Below are 16965 nucleotides of genomic sequence, written 5' to 3'. Positions count from 1 at the left end.
GAATATTTGGACGATCGTAAATGAATTCTTACAATACTTGCTATTCTACTCAGTCTGGCTGAGTTTCTGCTTAGTTTTATTTTAACTTCACACACGATCGCCCGCCCCCTTGCCCGATTGATGACAAAACCGTCAAAAATTCAGGGTAAAAGCTTAAGGATGAGGTAAAGTCGCTTTTCCTAGCCCATCTCGCCGGGTCGGACAAGTCCCCCAAGTCGCCTGATTTGCCTTGTAGAATAGGTATAAGCAAGTGTAAATTTATGTTGCGAGTTGAGGCAAAATTGACAAATTCTCTGGTGTGGCACCAACGGGTGGGAACTCAACGAGACTGGATGTGGCGGGGGTGGCAAACTCGCTACACTTATTTGCGGCCCGATAGGCTACGAAATCAAGGCGCGCTGGAATTTCAAGATTATGCGGCCGAACCAATAGCCCCGCGCGCATCGGGAACGCCGATTATTTTACTGCACGGGTTTGGAGCTTCGATCGGTCACTGGCGACAAAATCTCGCCCAACTCGCCGAAAACCAAACCGTTTACGCCTTGGATTTGTTAGGGTTTGGCGCTTCCCAAAAAGCTCCCATCGACTACTCTGTGTCTTTGTGGGTCGATCAAGTTTATGATTTTTGGCTAACTTTTATCAGAGAGCCAGTAATATTGGCAGGAAACTCGATCGGCTCGCTAATTTGTCTGGCCGTAGCCGCGGCTCACCCGGACATGGTAGCCGGCACGGTGATGATTAGCCTCCCAGACCCCTCTGTGCGAGCCGAAGCGGTGCCCGGATGGCTGCTTCCGGTGATCGAAACGGTTGAAAGTTTGTTTGTTTCTCCGATCGTACTCAGGCCTCTGTTTTATTTGGCCCGCAAGCCTTCCTTTGTCCGTCGCTGGGTTGGCTTTGCCTACTCCAACCCCGAAGCTGTTACCGACGAATTAGTGGAAATTCTAGCAGGGCCAGCAGGCGATCGGGGAGCCGCCCGCGCCTTCTGCGCTTTATTTAAAGCTGTAGGGAGTTCACAATTTTGCCCCAGCGTCAAGATTGTGATGCGAAATTTAACAATTCCCATGCTGTTAATTTGGGGCAAACAAGACCGGATGATTCCCCCTCGGTTCGCCCGACCCCATCAATTTGTCGAATGCAATCCCAATTATGTAGAGCTAGTTGAATTAGACAATGCGGGCCACTGTCCCCAGGATGAATGCCCGGAACAAGTAAATCAAGCAATTTTGAACTGGATGAGCCGGAATTTTGCACCTATGGGCGAGAGCGAATTGCAGCACTGTTGATTAGACATGGGGCCATGGATTACTAAGGGAAAAAAATAACTTGCAGGTATCGATCCCGCTCAAAAATAAATTTGCTAGAACTCGATCGCATCGGTGGTATTGTATAGCAGATGTTGAAAGCTCTAGGGGCGAAGCAAAGCGGGTAAAAAGAAGTCCTGCAAGAAGGCGCAATCGACCGCTTAGGTTTCAGAAATTAAGAACGTCCTCACCGTCACGGCAGTTGCTATAGTACAAAACTTCCCTATCTTGAGAGTCAGTCGATTTGATCTTCGAGATTGACTCCCCAGCGGCTATCTACAGGCTTGAGCTAACCTAAACCACTTGTTTGCTGTGGACGACTCCTGCAGGAAAGTAAGTCCCCGTCTTTCTGTGATGTCATGTATCTACTGTTATTGATTGCCATTTTTTTAGAAGGTCAATCGATTTTAGATTTTAGATTTTAGATTTTAGATTTTAGAATTGAAGCATTGACCTCACGGATCAATTCGAGGGCTTCTTTATCGGATACAGGTTTTTTATTTCTGGGTCCTGAGTCTGCGAAGGAATGAATCCGAGGGCTTGTATCCTGGATGCTTTCGGTCAGAGATTGACACAATCACCAAGATAGTGTATCTTCTCTAACTGGTAGTACACATCCAAGTTATGCAGTTAGTCGAAAGGCAAGTCATTAAACCAAATTACAGGTTTTACCCAGAAGCCGATCGATTGTCTTTGCTGTCCAACAAACTTTACAACTGCGATAACTATTATATCTACGGTCAAAACTTTTTCTTAGGTCAACCAACTAATGCTCTGGGTGTCGATCGTTCACTCAAAAAGAGTCGAAAGTACAAAGCATTGCCGACCCAAGTAACACACAAAACTCTCCCGTTACTGCTGAAAACATGGACTAGCTATCATAGTGTAAAATTGGCGGGCGCGATTACGAGCGCCCGACTAAGTGTCAAGCAGCACCGAAAACCACTGATTAAAAAAATCCAGAAAAAAAGAGAGCAGGGGCGATATGTAGTTGTATTTAACTGTCAATCTCTTAGCAAAAAAGTAGCAAAAAAGCTTTTTCCAAAGAATATGTCAGTTTGTCAGGGACTAACATTTGGTGACCTTGAAAAGTTACCTCAATCTTGGAAATCCGGATTGTTACCGAGGTAAGTTGTTAAGTTATTGAGGTAGTTTAGGAAAAGTTAGAACAAAACGCAAGTGTAAAGCGGATTATAACCCTTGCTGTAACGAGCTTCGCCAACATTAAAGAGCTATGAAACCCCTCCCTGGAAGAAAGGTAAAATTCTACCTTCTAACTTGTACCTTCTAACTTGTACCTTCTAGCTTCAAGAAACACCTTGTTTCTTGCTCCTAAAAATAAATACCTTCCCTTGTGCCAACAATCTTTCAGTCTGCTTATAACCGATCGCCCCCAACTATACGGGAAAGTTCAAAAATGCCCGTATCTGGCATTTGGGAGCCTGTTAACGCATAAAAAAGTCAATTTAGCCAACAACTGAGGGCTCCCGTGCCCCCGGTCTGCTGGCGGCTAACTGCTGAAAGCCTCTGAGGGCAAGCAGCGCCCTTCCAGCTTTTGGCAGTAACGCAAACGAGGAAAAAACTGTCGTGAAATTCCACTGGCTACTACCGAGTTTCTTAAGTGTATTTTTGCTCGCCGGAGCCGCCGAAGCAGCTAGACTGCAATCTTGGCGGTTTGATGCTTCAGAGAACCGGCTTTACATTACAACAGATGGGGGAGTACAACCCAAGGCTCAACTGATTTTTAACCCGATGCGGTTGGTAATCGACTTGCCGGGGACGAGTCTGGGTCGTCCCTCGGTCAGCAAACCGCTCTCAGGCGCGATCGAATCGGTACGGGTAGGGCAGTTTGACAACGATACGACCAGAATTGTGGTCGAGATCAGAGATGGGTTTACCATAGACCCTCAGCAAGTAAAATTCCGGGGCATTTCTCCGAGCGAGTGGACAGTGGATTTGCCAACGCCGGTGCGGGGAGAAACTCAAAATCCAATTTCCGAGCCAGGGGGAGAAAGGTTATCGGTTGAACCTTCAGCATCCCAAGCCCAGTCGGCTGAGGCGACTGTAGTTCAGAACGTTCAGGCGACGGCGGACGGTTTTTTAGTCCGCACTGCGGGCGGTCGCCCCCAAATTAATTTTCAACAAAGTCGGGCTGGGGACATCGCCACCCTCGATATTGAAGGAGCTAGTGTAGCTCCGGGCCTAAGCAGCCAACAGCCTCAAACCAACGGTCAGCACGGGGTTGACAAGATTGAAGTCCGGCAACTGCCAACAGACCCGCCCGTTACCCGCGTGACTTTGCGGATGAAGAATTCTAATACTCAGTGGCGGGCATCTGTGAGCAATTTGGGCGGGGTTGTGCTATTGCCGGGAAGTGTAGTACGACAGCCCTCGGTTTCCCGCCGCGTGACTGTAGACCCTCCGGCTAGACAAGCTCAAGGAAATTTAGCGAGAGTTCAGTCAATTGATTTAGCCAGTAACGGCACGCAACTGGTGGTGAGAACTGACCGCCAAGTCTCCTATACCAGCGGCTGGGACCAGGGGTCGAGAGCTTACTGGATCAGGATTGCCTCTGCTGTCCTAACGGGGGAAATTCCTCAGCTCGATGCCAACAGTCCTGTATCGTTTACAGCCAGCCAAGAAGACTCGGAGACTGTGGTGATTTGGGTGCAGCCGCGATCGGGGGTAGAGGTAGGCAGGGTGACGAGGCCGAGTCCGCAGTTGCTGTCTTTGCAGTTGCGCTCGAATGCTAGCGCGCAGCAGCCTTTGACTCGCACTCCCAATTTGCAGCCTTTGCCGAGAAGGACTTTCGGAACCGAAGATTTGCCCCAAGCTTCTAACCGCCGCGCGGTAGTAGCGATCGATCCTGGTCATGGTGGCCGCGATCCGGGGGCAGTCGGGATTCAGGGCATTCAGGAGAAGGAGATTGTTTTGGATATCTCTTTTCAGGTGGCGAGGCTGCTGGAACAGCAGGGGGTGCAGGCGGTGATGACTCGGACTGATGACAGCGAAATCGACCTGGAACCCAGAGTTTCTTTGGCGGAACGGGTGAATGCTACTTTGTTTGTCAGCATTCACGCTAATGCGATTAATATGAGTCGGCCGGATATTAGCGGGATTGAGACTTATTATTTCAATAACGGCCAAGATTTGGCGAGGGTGATTCACGCCAGTATTTTGGAGGGGACGGGGGCGACTGACCGCCGGGTGCGGCAGGCGAGATTTTATGTTTTGAGAAAGACTTCTATGCCTTCTGTTTTGCTGGAGGTTGGTTTTGTGACGGGTGCTGAGGATGCTGCTAGGCTTTCTGACCCAGCTTACCGCAGTCAAATGGCGGCTTCGATCGCTCGCGGCATTTTGTTTTATCTTCAACAAAGATAATAGGCAGTGGGCATCGGGCAGTGGGCAGTGGGCATCGGGCATCGGGCATCGGACAACTGCCAACTGCTTTCGTGTCAACTGACAACAGCTTTCCTGACAACTGTCAACAGATAACTAACTATTAACAAATGACAACAGACTCTGGACAACAAAGAATCGGTATTTTTGACAGCGGCGTGGGCGGTTTGACTGTTTTGACCCAGTTGTACCGACAATTGCCCAACGAATCGATACTTTATTTTGGAGATACGGCGAGGCTGCCTTACGGCACTCGCACGCCGTCAGAAATTGTGGAGTTTGTCCGCGAAATTATGGCCTGGTTGGTGGAACAGGATGTGAAAATGGTCATTATGGCTTGCAACACCAGTTCTGCTTTGGCGATGGAGATGGTGCAGGCTGAATTTGATATCCCGGTGCTGGGAGTAATTCTGCCGGGGGCGCAGGCGGCGGTCCAGCAAGGCAAGCGGATCGGGGTCATAGCAACTCCTGCGACGGCTGCTAGCAATGCTTATCGAAATGCGATTTTGGAGATGGACGATTCTTGCCTGGTGTGGCAGGTTAGCTGTCCGGCTTTTGTGCCGCTGGTGGAGCAAAACCGGATTCACGACCCTTATACTTGTGAGGTGGCTCGGGAATATTTGGCTCCTTTGATTCAGCAGCGCATCGATACGCTGATTTACGGCTGCACTCATTATCCGCTGTTGGCTCCTGTGCTGCGCTCGCTTTTGCCTGCTGGGGTGACGTTGGTCGATCCTGCGGTACGGGTGGTGGCTGCTGCCGCCAGAGAATTGGAGCTTTTGGGGCTGCGAAATGCTGGTACTGCGCTACCGACTCGTTTTTGCGTGAGCGGCCCCCCGCAGCAGTTTGCGGAGTTGTCGGTGCAGTGGCTCGGTTGCACTCCTGCTGTTGAGAAAATATCCCTGCCGACAGTTGTACGTAGCGAAGCGGGGCGTAAGCCATCGCCCGTATCGTTGGAATCTGCCGAATAATCCGGAAAATTTATCCGTTAATCTAACCCCCCAAAACTCAGGTAAAGCTGGGTCTGGGGGGTTTAATTATTGCGATGTAACCTAGCAATTACACATCAATAGGTAATATTATTGAACAAAAGCTTTGATGAACAATGCAAATAATGTCCTATACGTGCTGGAGCTCTTCAGCCTTGAACCATGTCACCCTATGTATCACAAGCAGTTTTACTTGTAGACGGCTATAACATAATTGGACTTTGGCCTCGACTCCGAGAGAAGCGCGATCGCGATGAACTCGAAACCGCTCGCCGCGAGTTAATAGAGGTTTTAGTTAACTACAGCGCCGTTCAAGATTTTGAGGCGAGGCTGGTGTTTGACGCGCACTATCGAGATACTCCCGGCGTTAAAGAAATTATTACTAAAAATTTATCAGTGCACTACACTGACTTCGGTCAGACAGCAGATACCTATATTGAAAAATCTTGTGCTAGTTTGCGCTACGAGTTGCGATCGGTCAAAGGCAAAGGCCGCATGATTGTCGCCACATCAGACCGAGCGCAGCAATTGACCGTAGTCGGCTACGGTGCCGAATGGATGTCCGCCGAACAACTAGCGGCTGACGTAGAATCCACCGCCCGCCGCAGCGAGCGCCAGCACAAATCCCGCAAACACAATTCCAGTCGCTTTCTCGCCAGTTCCCTCGATCCAGAATCCCAGCAGCGCCTCGCCAAGTTGAGAATGGGGCTGCATTAGCTGCTGAAACCCGCTCGCTGTCTGATAAAAAAAAAGTTTCTCAAAGGCCTTGCCAAATCGAGTAAGTTCAGCTATTGTTAGTAAATGTGGGTAACAAAAACCCCCAATCCTCGGTAGCTCAGTGGCAGAGCGGTCGGCTGTAATGAATGCAAGCCTTTGGCATCAACCAAAAGCCCTAGTGACATAGCAGCTCTATCCGGTAACGGGTACTGAAAAATCGGGTGAATTCAAGGAAACCGCAGCACTTCGGGTGGCGGCAATCTTGAGCCAAGTCTGGCGAAAGGCCGTGGTTTAAACCACAAGTAGCCGGAAAGGTGCAGAGACTAGAGATGAGGAGCCTAACCAATAAATCTCATAGCGCCCGACATCCGACGACAGATCACAAACATGATTTGTAGGGATGATGAAATAGTCCGCCCCCTTCGGAAACGTTGGGATAAGTGTAACCGATTGGTCGTAGGTTCAAATCCTACCCGGGGAGTTAGTAAAAGTCTGAAGTTGGAATTTTCCAGCTTCAGATTTTTTTTTTTTATTTGTTGAACCATTTGTGTATTGTGACTCAAGATGACCATCGGTGAAATGTAGCCCAACCGAACAATTGAGCGGCTGCAAACAACCTTTACAACAGCACCAATATCTATCGGCAGTCAGCTCAGACCGGGTTGTTAGCTAGCTTCGCCACCAACGGATTTATTGGCAATCGAAGTCTTTTTGTATTATCAGTGAATCTTCTCAAGTTCAAATTCTAGTCGAAGCAGTTCTTTTTGATAATTCTTAATAGCTTGACCTACCAAATAGTTTCTATTACTTCTTTCCCAGGTTTCTAGCCCTTTCTCAGAAAAAGGCAAGACGATGTTGTGTGCAAAAGCCATCACGCCTTGAAAGCGTTGACTCAAATCACTACATTCAGTTGGGGCTGAACCGATACGATCCACCTGAAGATATAACTTTTCTATCTCTGGATATAGTTGTGACATACGATCTAGATAATTAGCTTCAATTAGCTGCTTCCGATTGAACATATCTGTGAATTCGATCGTTTTATCAACAATAAGTTTTGTGTTACTCAAGATGCAATTCATAGAATCTAGATAGGCTTCCTTCGTTACTTTAAACGAATCAAAAATAGTCGCAAGCTCTCCATAGCTTTTGTTCCAGTCAATAACAATTTCATCATCAATCTGTTCACCATCTAGCTTTGTAGGGAAAAATTGGGTAGATAATTTTTTACTAATCCACTCAGTTCTACAAATCCAGTTTGCAGAACTCACATCATCTAGAGAAAGATACACGAATAGCCAAATTACTTGAGCTTCTTTTCCTTTCCAGTGTAGTTTTACCTCGTTGTTTCTATAATATTCGCTAGATTTTAGTTCAGCAGTAATTTTTCTGACAATTTCTATCATATCGGGTTTTGCATATTCCTTGCTTAGAAGAATGTTTGCAGAATATCTTTTTGCCCCACCATGACTAATATCCCGAAATGAAAGGATTGTGTAACCATTAGTTGCAGTAAGTTTTCTACTAAACTCTTGAATTTTTTTAAGCGATAGAATATTGATCTGCTGTTCAAAAGGGATAATAAGTTTCCATGCCTTATTGGTCTTCTGGACATTACTACTATTAACTGCCTGCCAATAAGCAATTTCTTCCTCATCATCATATAAAACAACCATGACAGGTAATGAGTGTTCCTGCCAGTATTCTAGATGCTCTGTCTTGCCACGAAAAACAAAGCCTTCAGTGGTTTTCTCCTTAAACCAACTTTTCCCAGATTTGATCTGAAGTGCAATTAATTTACCTGTTGCTGTATTACTCTCAACTACTTCAACGTGAGCATCGATACCATAGTCTTCTATAGGTTGCTCACGAAAGATCCAACCTAATTTCTCAAAGAGTAAGTTTGTTCCGGCAACACCAATTCTTTCAGTACGAGAGTTTGAATTAGCTTTCATAATTGTATCGCAGATCCGGTATAATACTTTGTTTAACCTAAAACTACCGCAAATTTATCATCTATGTCAACCTTCTTACTCCCTGTGGGAATCTCCTTTTCTGGATCAAGTTCGGCGCACCATCCCACTCAAAAACATGAGTCGTGGCACTCAAAAAAGTTACTTCTTATATTACATATTATGCGTCGTAAGGTGCCTCAGAAACTAGATAGTTGAGTTGACTCAACTATCTGGCTGACGCACCTTACCGAATACTAAACATCGCGTTCTGTCCGTACCCATTTAGTTTGCCGCTTGAGGAGAAAACCCAGATACAAAGGGATTTTCCAAAGGATGTAAAAAGGTACAGATAAAAGAGTTGAGCCAGAAATATCGGCCCTCCCGAATTTGGCCCATGCGCCGACAATGGAAACTAAAATCAGCAATCCTTGTAGTCCTAACAAGACGGCTGGAATTGGGGATGTCCCCAAAATTGCTGCTATTAATGAGGCGGCAAAAGCGGCTAGCCAAATAGCGACTAAAAGCGATAGGGGAGGGACGGATAAGTCGAGGGCGATCGCCAATAAGTCAAAACGTTTTTGCTGGACTGAAGCTGCTGTCAGCCGGGGAGTTTGAGTTAACAATGTCTGTATGTGACCGTGTTCCCATCTGGTTCTTTGACTTTTAGCTGCTTGCTGCTGCTGTGGCAAACACCCGGTGACTTTGGCTTCCGGGCAGAATACTGTTGGGTGTCCGGCGATCGCCAAATCCAAACTCATCTGCATATCTTCAACAATATTGCTGCTAGCTAAGGAAACCGATCGAATTATCGACCAGGGAAAAGCCATGCCAGTACCTGTTAGTAATGATGGGAATCCTAACTGTTTTAATCCACTGGGACGGACTAAGTTTTTCACAAGAAATGCTAAAGCAGAAATGGAATCTTTCGGAGTAGGATTTGGTGGCTGTTCCATGAGATAAGTTGCTTGCACCGGTCTTTGTTCGGCAAATGCAACCCGGGCTAATTTTTCTATAGATTCTGGCTGACAAATGCAGTCTGCGTCAACCATGATGACTACTTCGGGGGGGTCGGATTCGATCGACTGCAAGCCAAAATCCAGTGCGTATCCTTTGCCCTTGCGTTGTGTGTCTTGGCGCTCGATCGCACTTGCACCGCAGGTACGGGCGATTTCTGCCGTGGCGTCCGTGCAGTTGTCTGCAATCACTAACAGGCGGTCTTGAGGTGTTAGCTGCGGCAATATGGTGGAGATGGTGGTGGCAATTCCTGCTGCTTCGTTGTAAGCGGGAATTAAAACTGCTACTTTGGGGCGGGGTGCTTTAGTTTCCGCTGTGGGGTCGAAGCCGGAGAAGAAAGCTGCACTGCATTCTAGAAATAGAACTGCAACGGGAATTAGAAGGATCAGGGCGATCGCCAATAGCACAACATCTATCAATAGGAAGAGTAGCTGATTAATTTCCACAATTCTAGTACCTTAATTTAATTGGTTGCGTTCATTGAGTTTATTTAATCTAATTGCACCTTTGTTAACTCACAGCGCCACTCTATCTCAAGTATCATCCTATCATGCCTGCAAAAAATCACCGTTATCACCTTTGTTTTGAGGACTTAAGTCCTCCTAAAACTACTAGGACTAGCGTCATCACTACCAATTAATTTGATTGCGATTGTGCGCTCGTAACTAATATCATATCATGTCTATTCTGACAATGTTAAGTCACTCAATTTAATTAAACCTTAAACAAGCCCAGACTGAAGAAACCCAGTTTCTTTTAGAAACCAGGTTTCTGCGTATTTTATTTTTAATCAACTAAACACTTAGTCAATGTTTAACATCAAATCCGGTTGCATCGGAATAATAAAATCCAGCCAAGAGTTAACACTCAACCATTAAGTTTTTCGACCCGCCCGTCAACTGTCAACTGTCAACTGTCAACTGTCAAAAACCATTTCGCTCGTGCAACCGGAATTGATATAACTCATTCATCTCCTGTAGGTAGGCACTCAGGAAGCAATCTCCCAACTCAAAAGTATGTTCAAGCTACGCTGCATCGGGCATAGCAACAGGTTCAGATTTTTTGGTGGTGAACTGTGCGGGGGGTGCAAATTCTCTGAGATATCTCGACACCGAGCGCAAATATCCCACTTCTGCTTGAATCAAATCCAGGGTAGAAAGACTCTCAACTAAGTCATCAAACTCATCTGCCGTAACTCCAGCACTGTGCAACACTTCTTGGTTAAGCCGCCCGCAGATTCCTTGCAGGAGGAGTTCGATAATCTCGCGATAGTCAGCGATTTCCGTTCCGTAACCTTGCAATTTCTTGGGATTGATTCCCCACTGCAAAATCTTCAACAAGTCTTCAGGGGCACTCCATGCAAAAGAGGAAGCAATCACTTCTTTTTCCGCTGCGACAAGAGCGTGCTTGATTTGCACTTCGGGGAAATCTGGATCGATGATTAAGCTTTCGAGCTTCGACACTTGTTTATCTAAGACAGGCAAAGAAAAAGGAGCTAATTCTACACTCACCATGTCGCCTGTATCGTTAATACTTCTAAAAGGATCTTCCAACACATTAATTAAAAGGTGAATTTCTGTAGGTTTTTTCCAGTCAAACTGTCCAAGGAAAAACGGTTCTTCGTATCCCGGCAAAAGTCCTTGAAAATAAATCGGCAGATTTTTGCCTGATTCAAGAATTTTATAAAGAGCTACTTCCAAGGTTTCTGTCGGCCAACCGAGATTACTCACGGCGACAAATTTCAGTTTTCCGGGAACGGACACAATCAGAGAATTCAGTAATAAATGTACGGCTTCAAAAAGATTTTGAGCAGTTACGTAGCGGTGGGGAGCGTGAACGTTGACAGTTTTACCTTGCTCTACTTTTTTGGACATTTGCTCGCAGAACAAGCTATTTTCCAACATATGAGTAAAGCGAACCATCCCGTAAGTGACATTTCCTTCTTGAGCTGCTTTGGCAAATTGCCATTCGGCAAACTTCTTCGATGCCGCGTAAACTTCGGTTGTAAAATATCGAGATGTTTTGCCTGTAGAAGAGAAGATGCAGTGTTCTACGCCGTATTGTTCGCAGAGTTGGATGACGTGTTTACATCCTAACAGGCTGGTTGTAACTGTTTCTCGGATTTTGATTTCAGCTAGTCCGGGTTGGCGCTGGGCTGCTAGGTGAAAAACAATTTCTGGTTTTTCTACCTCAAATATGTGTTTGAGCGCGTCGAGGTTGCGAATATCGGCGGCATAGAAAGTTACTGCACCTTCTCTGGTAAAAAGCGGGAGATTTTCTTCGGGGTTTTGACATCGGGCGTTGTCTGCGGAAATGATTTTAGTTGCGCCTAATTCGAGGAGTTTTGCGATTAAGAAACGACCGACACATCCTTCTCCTCCGGTGATTAAGATGGTTTTTCCTTTGATTTGGCTGCTGACTGCGGATGCGTATAGGTGAATAGTGCGACCGCGCACATCGCTAAAAGGTTCGCTTTCTAATTGTCCATCGGCTTGATAGGCTGCGATTAGCTGTGCGGTGAGAGTTTGGAGAGCCACGAAGATTTCAGGATCTTGGGGTTCCGGGGAACCGGGCGGAACTAGCTGCTGGATGCGCTCAATTATTTCCGCTTTGCTGGCACCTTCAAACAGTTCTCTTTGGTTATATGCACTCTTCACTTTTTTTGCTCCTTTAAATTCTAGAAATACCCTTGCTGATAAGCGCGTTGTTAAACAAATTTTCGAGGGACAGAATCTTTAAAAGTCTGCTTGGTTTTAGGATTTTTTCGACGAAAAGCTACTTAATTGGAAAAACACGGCATCGGCTCTGCTTGTAGTTTTATTAAGCGCTTTTGTAACCTGCTTACTTCTGCGATCGGCAAATATCGGCAAAGTCGGAATGTTCTCTGTCCAAAATTTGTCACTACAACTATATACTTAAATGACTGAGTGTTGGCAATACTCCGAACATATCTTTACTATTTCTTTGCAATAACCTACGAGTTTTCACGCAATTTTAAAGTTTATGTAAAGTAGGGTCTACGTTTAAAAAACTTAACAATACACTCGACATTATTGATTATAGCATTTTACTTTTTAATTAAAATGTATTTTTGGTTACTAAATATAGTTTTATTTTAAGTAAAAATACGCACAAAAGCCTTAATCAAATATTTCCGCCTGCTAAAAATCTTGTTACTTGATGGGTGGGGTAGTCCTGCAGTGCCTACCCCTGTATGTGTGCTGCTATTAGGCGCGAACTGTGCGTTCTTTTTTGCTGCCTTCAAAGCCGCGAGCGTCCCCAACATCGTAGCCCCCTGTCCGCAAGCGGCGGTCTAAATCGCTGGCTTCAGGAGAAGTTTTTGCTGCTTCTTCGATCGTCACTCTGCCTTCCAGCACCAGTTTGTAAAGACCCTGGTTGATAATCTGCATTCCTTCGTAAGTATCATGTTCCATTAATCGGAAAGCTTCATCATCATCACCTTTCATTAAGTAATCGTGCATGGCAGGTGTATTCACCAAAATATCGTGAACTGCTACCCGACGGTTGTCAACTGTTGGCAGCAAAAGTTGGGCAATTACTGCTACTAAAGAATCGCAAATTTGAATCCGCATCGCCTGTTGTTCCTCGGGTGGGTAGAGGTTCAACAACCGATTAATAGCGTTAATGGCGCTGCGAGTGTGGAGAGTTCCCAATACTAAGTGACCAGTTTGAGCTGCTTGCAACGCTGTATTGATGGTAACTCGATCGCGCATTTCCCCGATCAGAATTACATCTGGATCTTCACGCAAAACAGCCCGCAAAGCCTGCTGAAACTCGTGGGTATGCAAGCCGACTTCCCGCTGGCTGACCAAGCATTTTTTAGAAGGGTGAATGAATTCGATCGGGTCTTCAATTGTAACTACGTGCTTTTGCTCCATCTGGTTGAGGTGGTCGATCATCGCAGCTACGGTTGTCGATTTCCCCGAACCCGTAGGCCCTGTAACCAATATTAATCCCTGCGATCGCAAAATGATACTTTTGAAAACTTCTGGCAACCTCAAGGAATCGATAGTAGGTATTTCCAAACTAATCAACCGCAATACCATCGCACCGCCGCTGAGGGAATCAAAACAGTTTAGCCGACACCGCACGAAGCCAGGGTAAAAAATTGCTGAATCTAATTCCTTGGTAGTTGCAAACTGTTTTCGCTGTTCGGGGGTGAGAATTTCGGCTAGGTACTGTTCAAAAATTTCTGGCGTTACTTTGGGGTGGGCTGTTGCTACTTGCATCGCGCCACGAATCCGAAATCGAGGTACTTGGCCGACTCGAATGTGAATGTCGGAAGCCGAGACGCTATGGGCATCTCTGACCATTTGTTCGATCGTACTGACGGGTGTTTCAACAGGCCGCTGCTGCTGGGCTGCGGGGGGCGCACTCGGCGCGGGTGGAGGCGGCGCGGGAGTTGCAGCCAAGGGCGGCGGCGGCGGCGGTGTTCGTCGTCGGGCTTGAGCCTCTGGTTGAACGGGTGTAGGATTGTTTAATGGGTTCATTTTTTTGTCTCCAGTCAGTCTATTTTAGATTTTAGATTTTAGATTTTAGATTTACTCCACAGATTAATCTGGGAGCAGGAACTAGAGTCTAAAATTTGGGGATCGACCCTGACTGAGTGTCGGGGGCTTTTGTCCGTTTTTGGGCGGGTCAATGTAGATTTATTGCGAAAAAATGCCTGATTTCTAATCTAATCGCTCGCAGTTAATTCGGTGTTAAATGCTGAGAATATTTTACAATTAGGCTGGATGGGGCGATCTAGTAATTAACAATTTAAACTCCTATGAACATCGGTCACAAAATCGCCGACTGGCTTGAAAATCGTGCTGTTACCCCTGCCTACGCGGGTTGGCTGCTGTTGGGGATGACGGTTTTCTTTTTTGGGTCGGCGACTAATACAATGTCTGGGTGGCTGTACGTGCTCAGCGGTGGGGGTTTGGCGCTGTTGGGAGTAGCGGCGGTTTTGCCGGGAAAATCGCTCCGTTCCTTGGAAGTCCGTCGCCGGACGATCGAACCGGTGAGTGCGGGCGATCAAATCACCGTTGAACTAGAAATCGAAAATCGCGCCCGCCAACCTAAGACTTTGTTGCAAGTGATAGACATCTTGCCGTTTGTATTGGGAGAACCGATCGTCCGCCCGATCGAAGTCATAGAGGCTAACAGTATATACAGGGATACATACTATCTGGAAGTCCGGCAGCGGGGCGTCTATCGTTGGCAAGAGGTAAACTTGAGGACGGCGGCACCTTTAGGGTTGTTTTGGTGCCGACGCAGCCGCCCAGTCAAAGCTGTGGCGGTTGTGTATCCACAAGTTTTGCCGTTGAGCACTTGTCCTTTGATCGATCGCATCGGTCAAGAAGACAGCCCGCAATTTTACAATCGCAGTCGATCGCAAACTGCTACCGAAGGCCTCACCCGCAACCTCAGACCTTACCGCCACGGAGACCCCACCCGCCTAATTCACTGGCGCACCAGCGCCCGCTACGGAGAACTGCGGGTAAGAGAGTTAGAAGTTGCAGCCGGCGGTCAAGAAATTATTATTGCTCTCGACAGCGCTGCGGCGTGGCAGCCAGAAGAATTTGAACGAGCCGTGACAGTAGCTGCGTCTCTTTACTTCTATGCTAGCAAGCGCCTGTTAAACGTCAAACTTTGGACGGCCGGGACTAGACTTGTATCGGGGAACCGGGTAGTTTTGGAAACTTTAGCGGCGGTTAATGCTGGGGAAGATGCGGTTGAGAATTTGCCGAAACTGCCGATAATTTGGCTGACTCAAAACTCTGCAAGTTTAAGCACTCTTTCCCTAGGCAGCCGCTGGGTACTCTGGCCGTTGGCAACTGCTACCACAAGCGAAAAAAAGTTAGTCAAACATGAGTTACCTGGTTTAGAAATTCGCTCCGGCAGGCCCTTAGAACTTCAGTTACAAGATCCTCTGGAAAGAGCGATTGGCTATTAAGTAAGATAGGCTACGAAAAAACCTGTGAAAGAGCTATTAGTTATGAAGATTGACTTGATTAATCTAAAACATCAAGAACCATGATACACTACGGGAGTGTAATTGATAAAGTTAAGGGTCTTACGGGGTCTGGCAATTGCTTGACAAGTTAAGAGCAGCTTAGATTACTGTGAATCCGGTCATAAACATCATATCTCATTCACCAAACAGGAGAAAAAATGACTTTCTGGGATAAATTAAAGCAGAACGTATCACAAATCAATGATTCTCTGCAAACCAATATTTCCAAGTTTAAAAATAATGATTTTGCTGATGCCTCAATGGCAATATGTGCATTGATTGCTGCTGCTGATGGCACTATCAATACCGAGGAAAGACAAAAAACGGCGGCTCTAATAATTTCCAATAAAACACTCCAAATTTTTCCGGCGTCGGAGTTAAAGCAAAAATTTGATTTTTATTGTGAGAAGCTCTCACAGGACTTCGATTTTGGTAAAATTGAGGCTATCCAAGCGATAGGGAAACTTAATAAAAAACTAGACCAAGGTCGTGCCGTCATCCAAATTGGCATTATTATCGGTGGTGCGGATGGTAATTTTGACAAAGATGAAAAGAAGGTTGTCAAAGAAGCTTGCCATGCTGTGGGCATTAATCCTGGGGAATTCGATCTCTAAATTCAGCTATTTCCTGGTTCGGGCCAATCAATTCTTCAAGGCTTTATATCTGCGAATAGCATTGTTCATTGAGTTTATTTGCTCTGCATGAAATGAGGGAGGCATTAAGCTATGAACAGTATGAAGGAGTCCATTGTGCATGACATCTGTCGGAAGGGCAGAATGATCGAGTCCTAGTGTATGTCCTATTTCATGGGCAATGGTATTTGCAATTAAGTTAGATAGTTGATTGAGACTAAGGCTGGCATTGTAGGAAGCATAGAATACTTGGTCAATCCGAATAATCGCCCGATCTGTAACCATTCCCGACTTGAAGCTAGCCACGCCGAGATAGTCAACCGGCTGGCTGTCCACGAATATATAAACATGGGTAAAATCTTCCCCCCACTCTTTGGGATCGGGGGGATCAGATGTCAAAAATATTTTGATGCTTCTAAATGCGCCGTAGAGTTTGGAGAAGGCGTCCATCAGCAGGGAAAAGATCGCTTCTCTATTTTCGGGTGCGACATCCATTCCCGATACATCTACCCAAATGCAACGCCGAAAATCGCTGTCATTATCAATTAGAACTCTTCCACAAGAAGGGCAAAACTCCCACTGAGGCTGGATACGGGAACGACAGATATGACAGCGGAGTTTGGGGGGTTTAGTCAGGTTTAGCCGTTGAGAAAGGGGGAGTTTTAGCTTGCGATTGTGTTTGGTTAAGTCTAGGCGATCGTACAGAGACATTGATTCTGTGTCTGATTCCAGAAAATAAGGAGCATCTATGTACCGAAGGAGTTGTTAACCCTCTTCTATCACTCTGGGAAAATAAAAATTAGAGCCAAATTTTTACCTGTAGATATAGCGATAATTTGAGCGTTTATTTTCTAACAGAATGGCGGAAATCAGGATTTTTGGTACAAGTCTTATGCTCTAAGCGTTCCTGATTATTTTTTGCCGAAAGTAACAAAA

Annotated in this window: 11 protein-coding genes; 6 read left to right on the top strand and 5 right to left on the bottom strand. The window is 46.1% G+C overall.

Annotated features, from left to right (window positions below; genetic code table 11):
• Nucleotides 1-260 precede the first annotated feature (260 nt).
• From QUA10_RS15935 to QUA10_RS15920, 4 genes are all read left to right on the top strand, one after another.
• Nucleotides 261-1283, top strand: a complete 1023-nt coding sequence (locus QUA10_RS15935; RefSeq protein WP_333083463.1) for an alpha/beta fold hydrolase — start codon at nt 261-263, stop codon at nt 1281-1283.
• A gap of 1605 nt (nt 1284-2888) precedes the next feature.
• Entirely contained in the window at nt 2889-4682 is a 1794-nt protein-coding gene (locus QUA10_RS15930) for an N-acetylmuramoyl-L-alanine amidase (protein WP_333083461.1), read from the top strand.
• A 128-nt stretch (nt 4683-4810) separates the two neighbouring features.
• Nucleotides 4811-5671, top strand: a complete 861-nt coding sequence (gene murI / locus QUA10_RS15925; protein ID WP_333083460.1) for a glutamate racemase — start codon at nt 4811-4813, stop codon at nt 5669-5671.
• A 180-nt stretch (nt 5672-5851) separates the two neighbouring features.
• On the top strand, nt 5852-6406 hold the full coding sequence (locus tag QUA10_RS15920; protein ID WP_333083459.1) for an NYN domain-containing protein: 555 nt from the start codon (nt 5852-5854) through the stop codon (nt 6404-6406).
• A gap of 719 nt (nt 6407-7125) precedes the next feature.
• Here QUA10_RS15920 and QUA10_RS15915 read toward each other — a convergent pair.
• The 4 genes from QUA10_RS15915 to QUA10_RS15900 all read right to left on the bottom strand — a co-directional run bounded on the left by QUA10_RS15915 (nt 7126) and on the right by QUA10_RS15900 (nt 13886).
• Entirely contained in the window at nt 7126-8361 is a 1236-nt protein-coding gene (locus tag QUA10_RS15915; protein ID WP_333083458.1) for a DUF4365 domain-containing protein, read from the bottom strand.
• Nucleotides 8362-8615: 254 nt separating this feature from the next.
• The gene (locus QUA10_RS15910; RefSeq protein WP_333083457.1) at nt 8616-9821 is read right to left on the bottom strand and encodes a glycosyltransferase; all 1206 of its coding nucleotides are present in this window, start codon (nt 9819-9821) and stop codon (nt 8616-8618) included.
• 579 nt (nt 9822-10400) lie between these two features.
• Nucleotides 10401-12032, bottom strand: a complete 1632-nt coding sequence (locus QUA10_RS15905; protein WP_333083456.1) for a polysaccharide biosynthesis protein — start codon at nt 12030-12032, stop codon at nt 10401-10403.
• A 570-nt stretch (nt 12033-12602) separates the two neighbouring features.
• Nucleotides 12603-13886, bottom strand: coding sequence for a PilT/PilU family type 4a pilus ATPase (locus tag QUA10_RS15900; RefSeq protein WP_333083455.1), 1284 nt, complete (start codon nt 13884-13886; stop codon nt 12603-12605).
• A gap of 281 nt (nt 13887-14167) precedes the next feature.
• Between QUA10_RS15900 and QUA10_RS15895 the strand changes: the two genes are divergently transcribed.
• On the top strand, nt 14168-15337 hold the full coding sequence (locus QUA10_RS15895) for a DUF58 domain-containing protein (RefSeq protein ID WP_333083453.1): 1170 nt from the start codon (nt 14168-14170) through the stop codon (nt 15335-15337).
• A 218-nt stretch (nt 15338-15555) separates the two neighbouring features.
• Entirely contained in the window at nt 15556-16011 is a 456-nt protein-coding gene (locus QUA10_RS15890; protein ID WP_333083451.1) for a TerB family tellurite resistance protein, read from the top strand.
• A gap of 27 nt (nt 16012-16038) precedes the next feature.
• Here the strand turns inward: QUA10_RS15890 and QUA10_RS15885 are convergent, their stop codons facing one another.
• Nucleotides 16039-16740, bottom strand: coding sequence for a zinc-dependent metalloprotease family protein (locus tag QUA10_RS15885; protein ID WP_333083450.1), 702 nt, complete (start codon nt 16738-16740; stop codon nt 16039-16041).
• Nucleotides 16741-16965 lie beyond the last annotated feature (225 nt).

The sequence above is a fragment of the Microcoleus sp. Pol8_D6 genome (genome assembly GCF_036700965.1).
GTDB lineage: Bacteria > Cyanobacteriota > Cyanobacteriia > Cyanobacteriales > Microcoleaceae > Microcoleus.
The sequence above is the reverse complement of the archived record's forward strand: the minus strand, read 5'-3'. Positions and strand labels throughout refer to the sequence as shown.

Excerpts from the sequence above, each read along its gene's own strand:
- QUA10_RS15920 (WP_333083459.1), top strand. The coding sequence starts at position 5,852 with ATGTCACCCTATGTATCACAAGCAGTTTTACTTGTAGACGGCTATAAC.
- QUA10_RS15885 (WP_333083450.1), bottom strand. The coding sequence starts at position 16,740 with ATGTCTCTGTACGATCGCCTAGACTTAACCAAACACAATCGCAAGCTA.
- QUA10_RS15900 (WP_333083455.1), bottom strand. The coding sequence starts at position 13,886 with ATGAACCCATTAAACAATCCTACACCCGTTCAACCAGAGGCTCAAGCC.
- QUA10_RS15895 (WP_333083453.1), top strand. The coding sequence starts at position 14,168 with ATGAACATCGGTCACAAAATCGCCGACTGGCTTGAAAATCGTGCTGTT.
- QUA10_RS15935 (WP_333083463.1), top strand. The coding sequence starts at position 261 with ATGTTGCGAGTTGAGGCAAAATTGACAAATTCTCTGGTGTGGCACCAA.
- QUA10_RS15890 (WP_333083451.1), top strand. The coding sequence starts at position 15,556 with ATGACTTTCTGGGATAAATTAAAGCAGAACGTATCACAAATCAATGAT.
- murI (WP_333083460.1), top strand. The coding sequence starts at position 4,811 with ATGACAACAGACTCTGGACAACAAAGAATCGGTATTTTTGACAGCGGC.
- QUA10_RS15915 (WP_333083458.1), bottom strand. The coding sequence starts at position 8,361 with ATGAAAGCTAATTCAAACTCTCGTACTGAAAGAATTGGTGTTGCCGGA.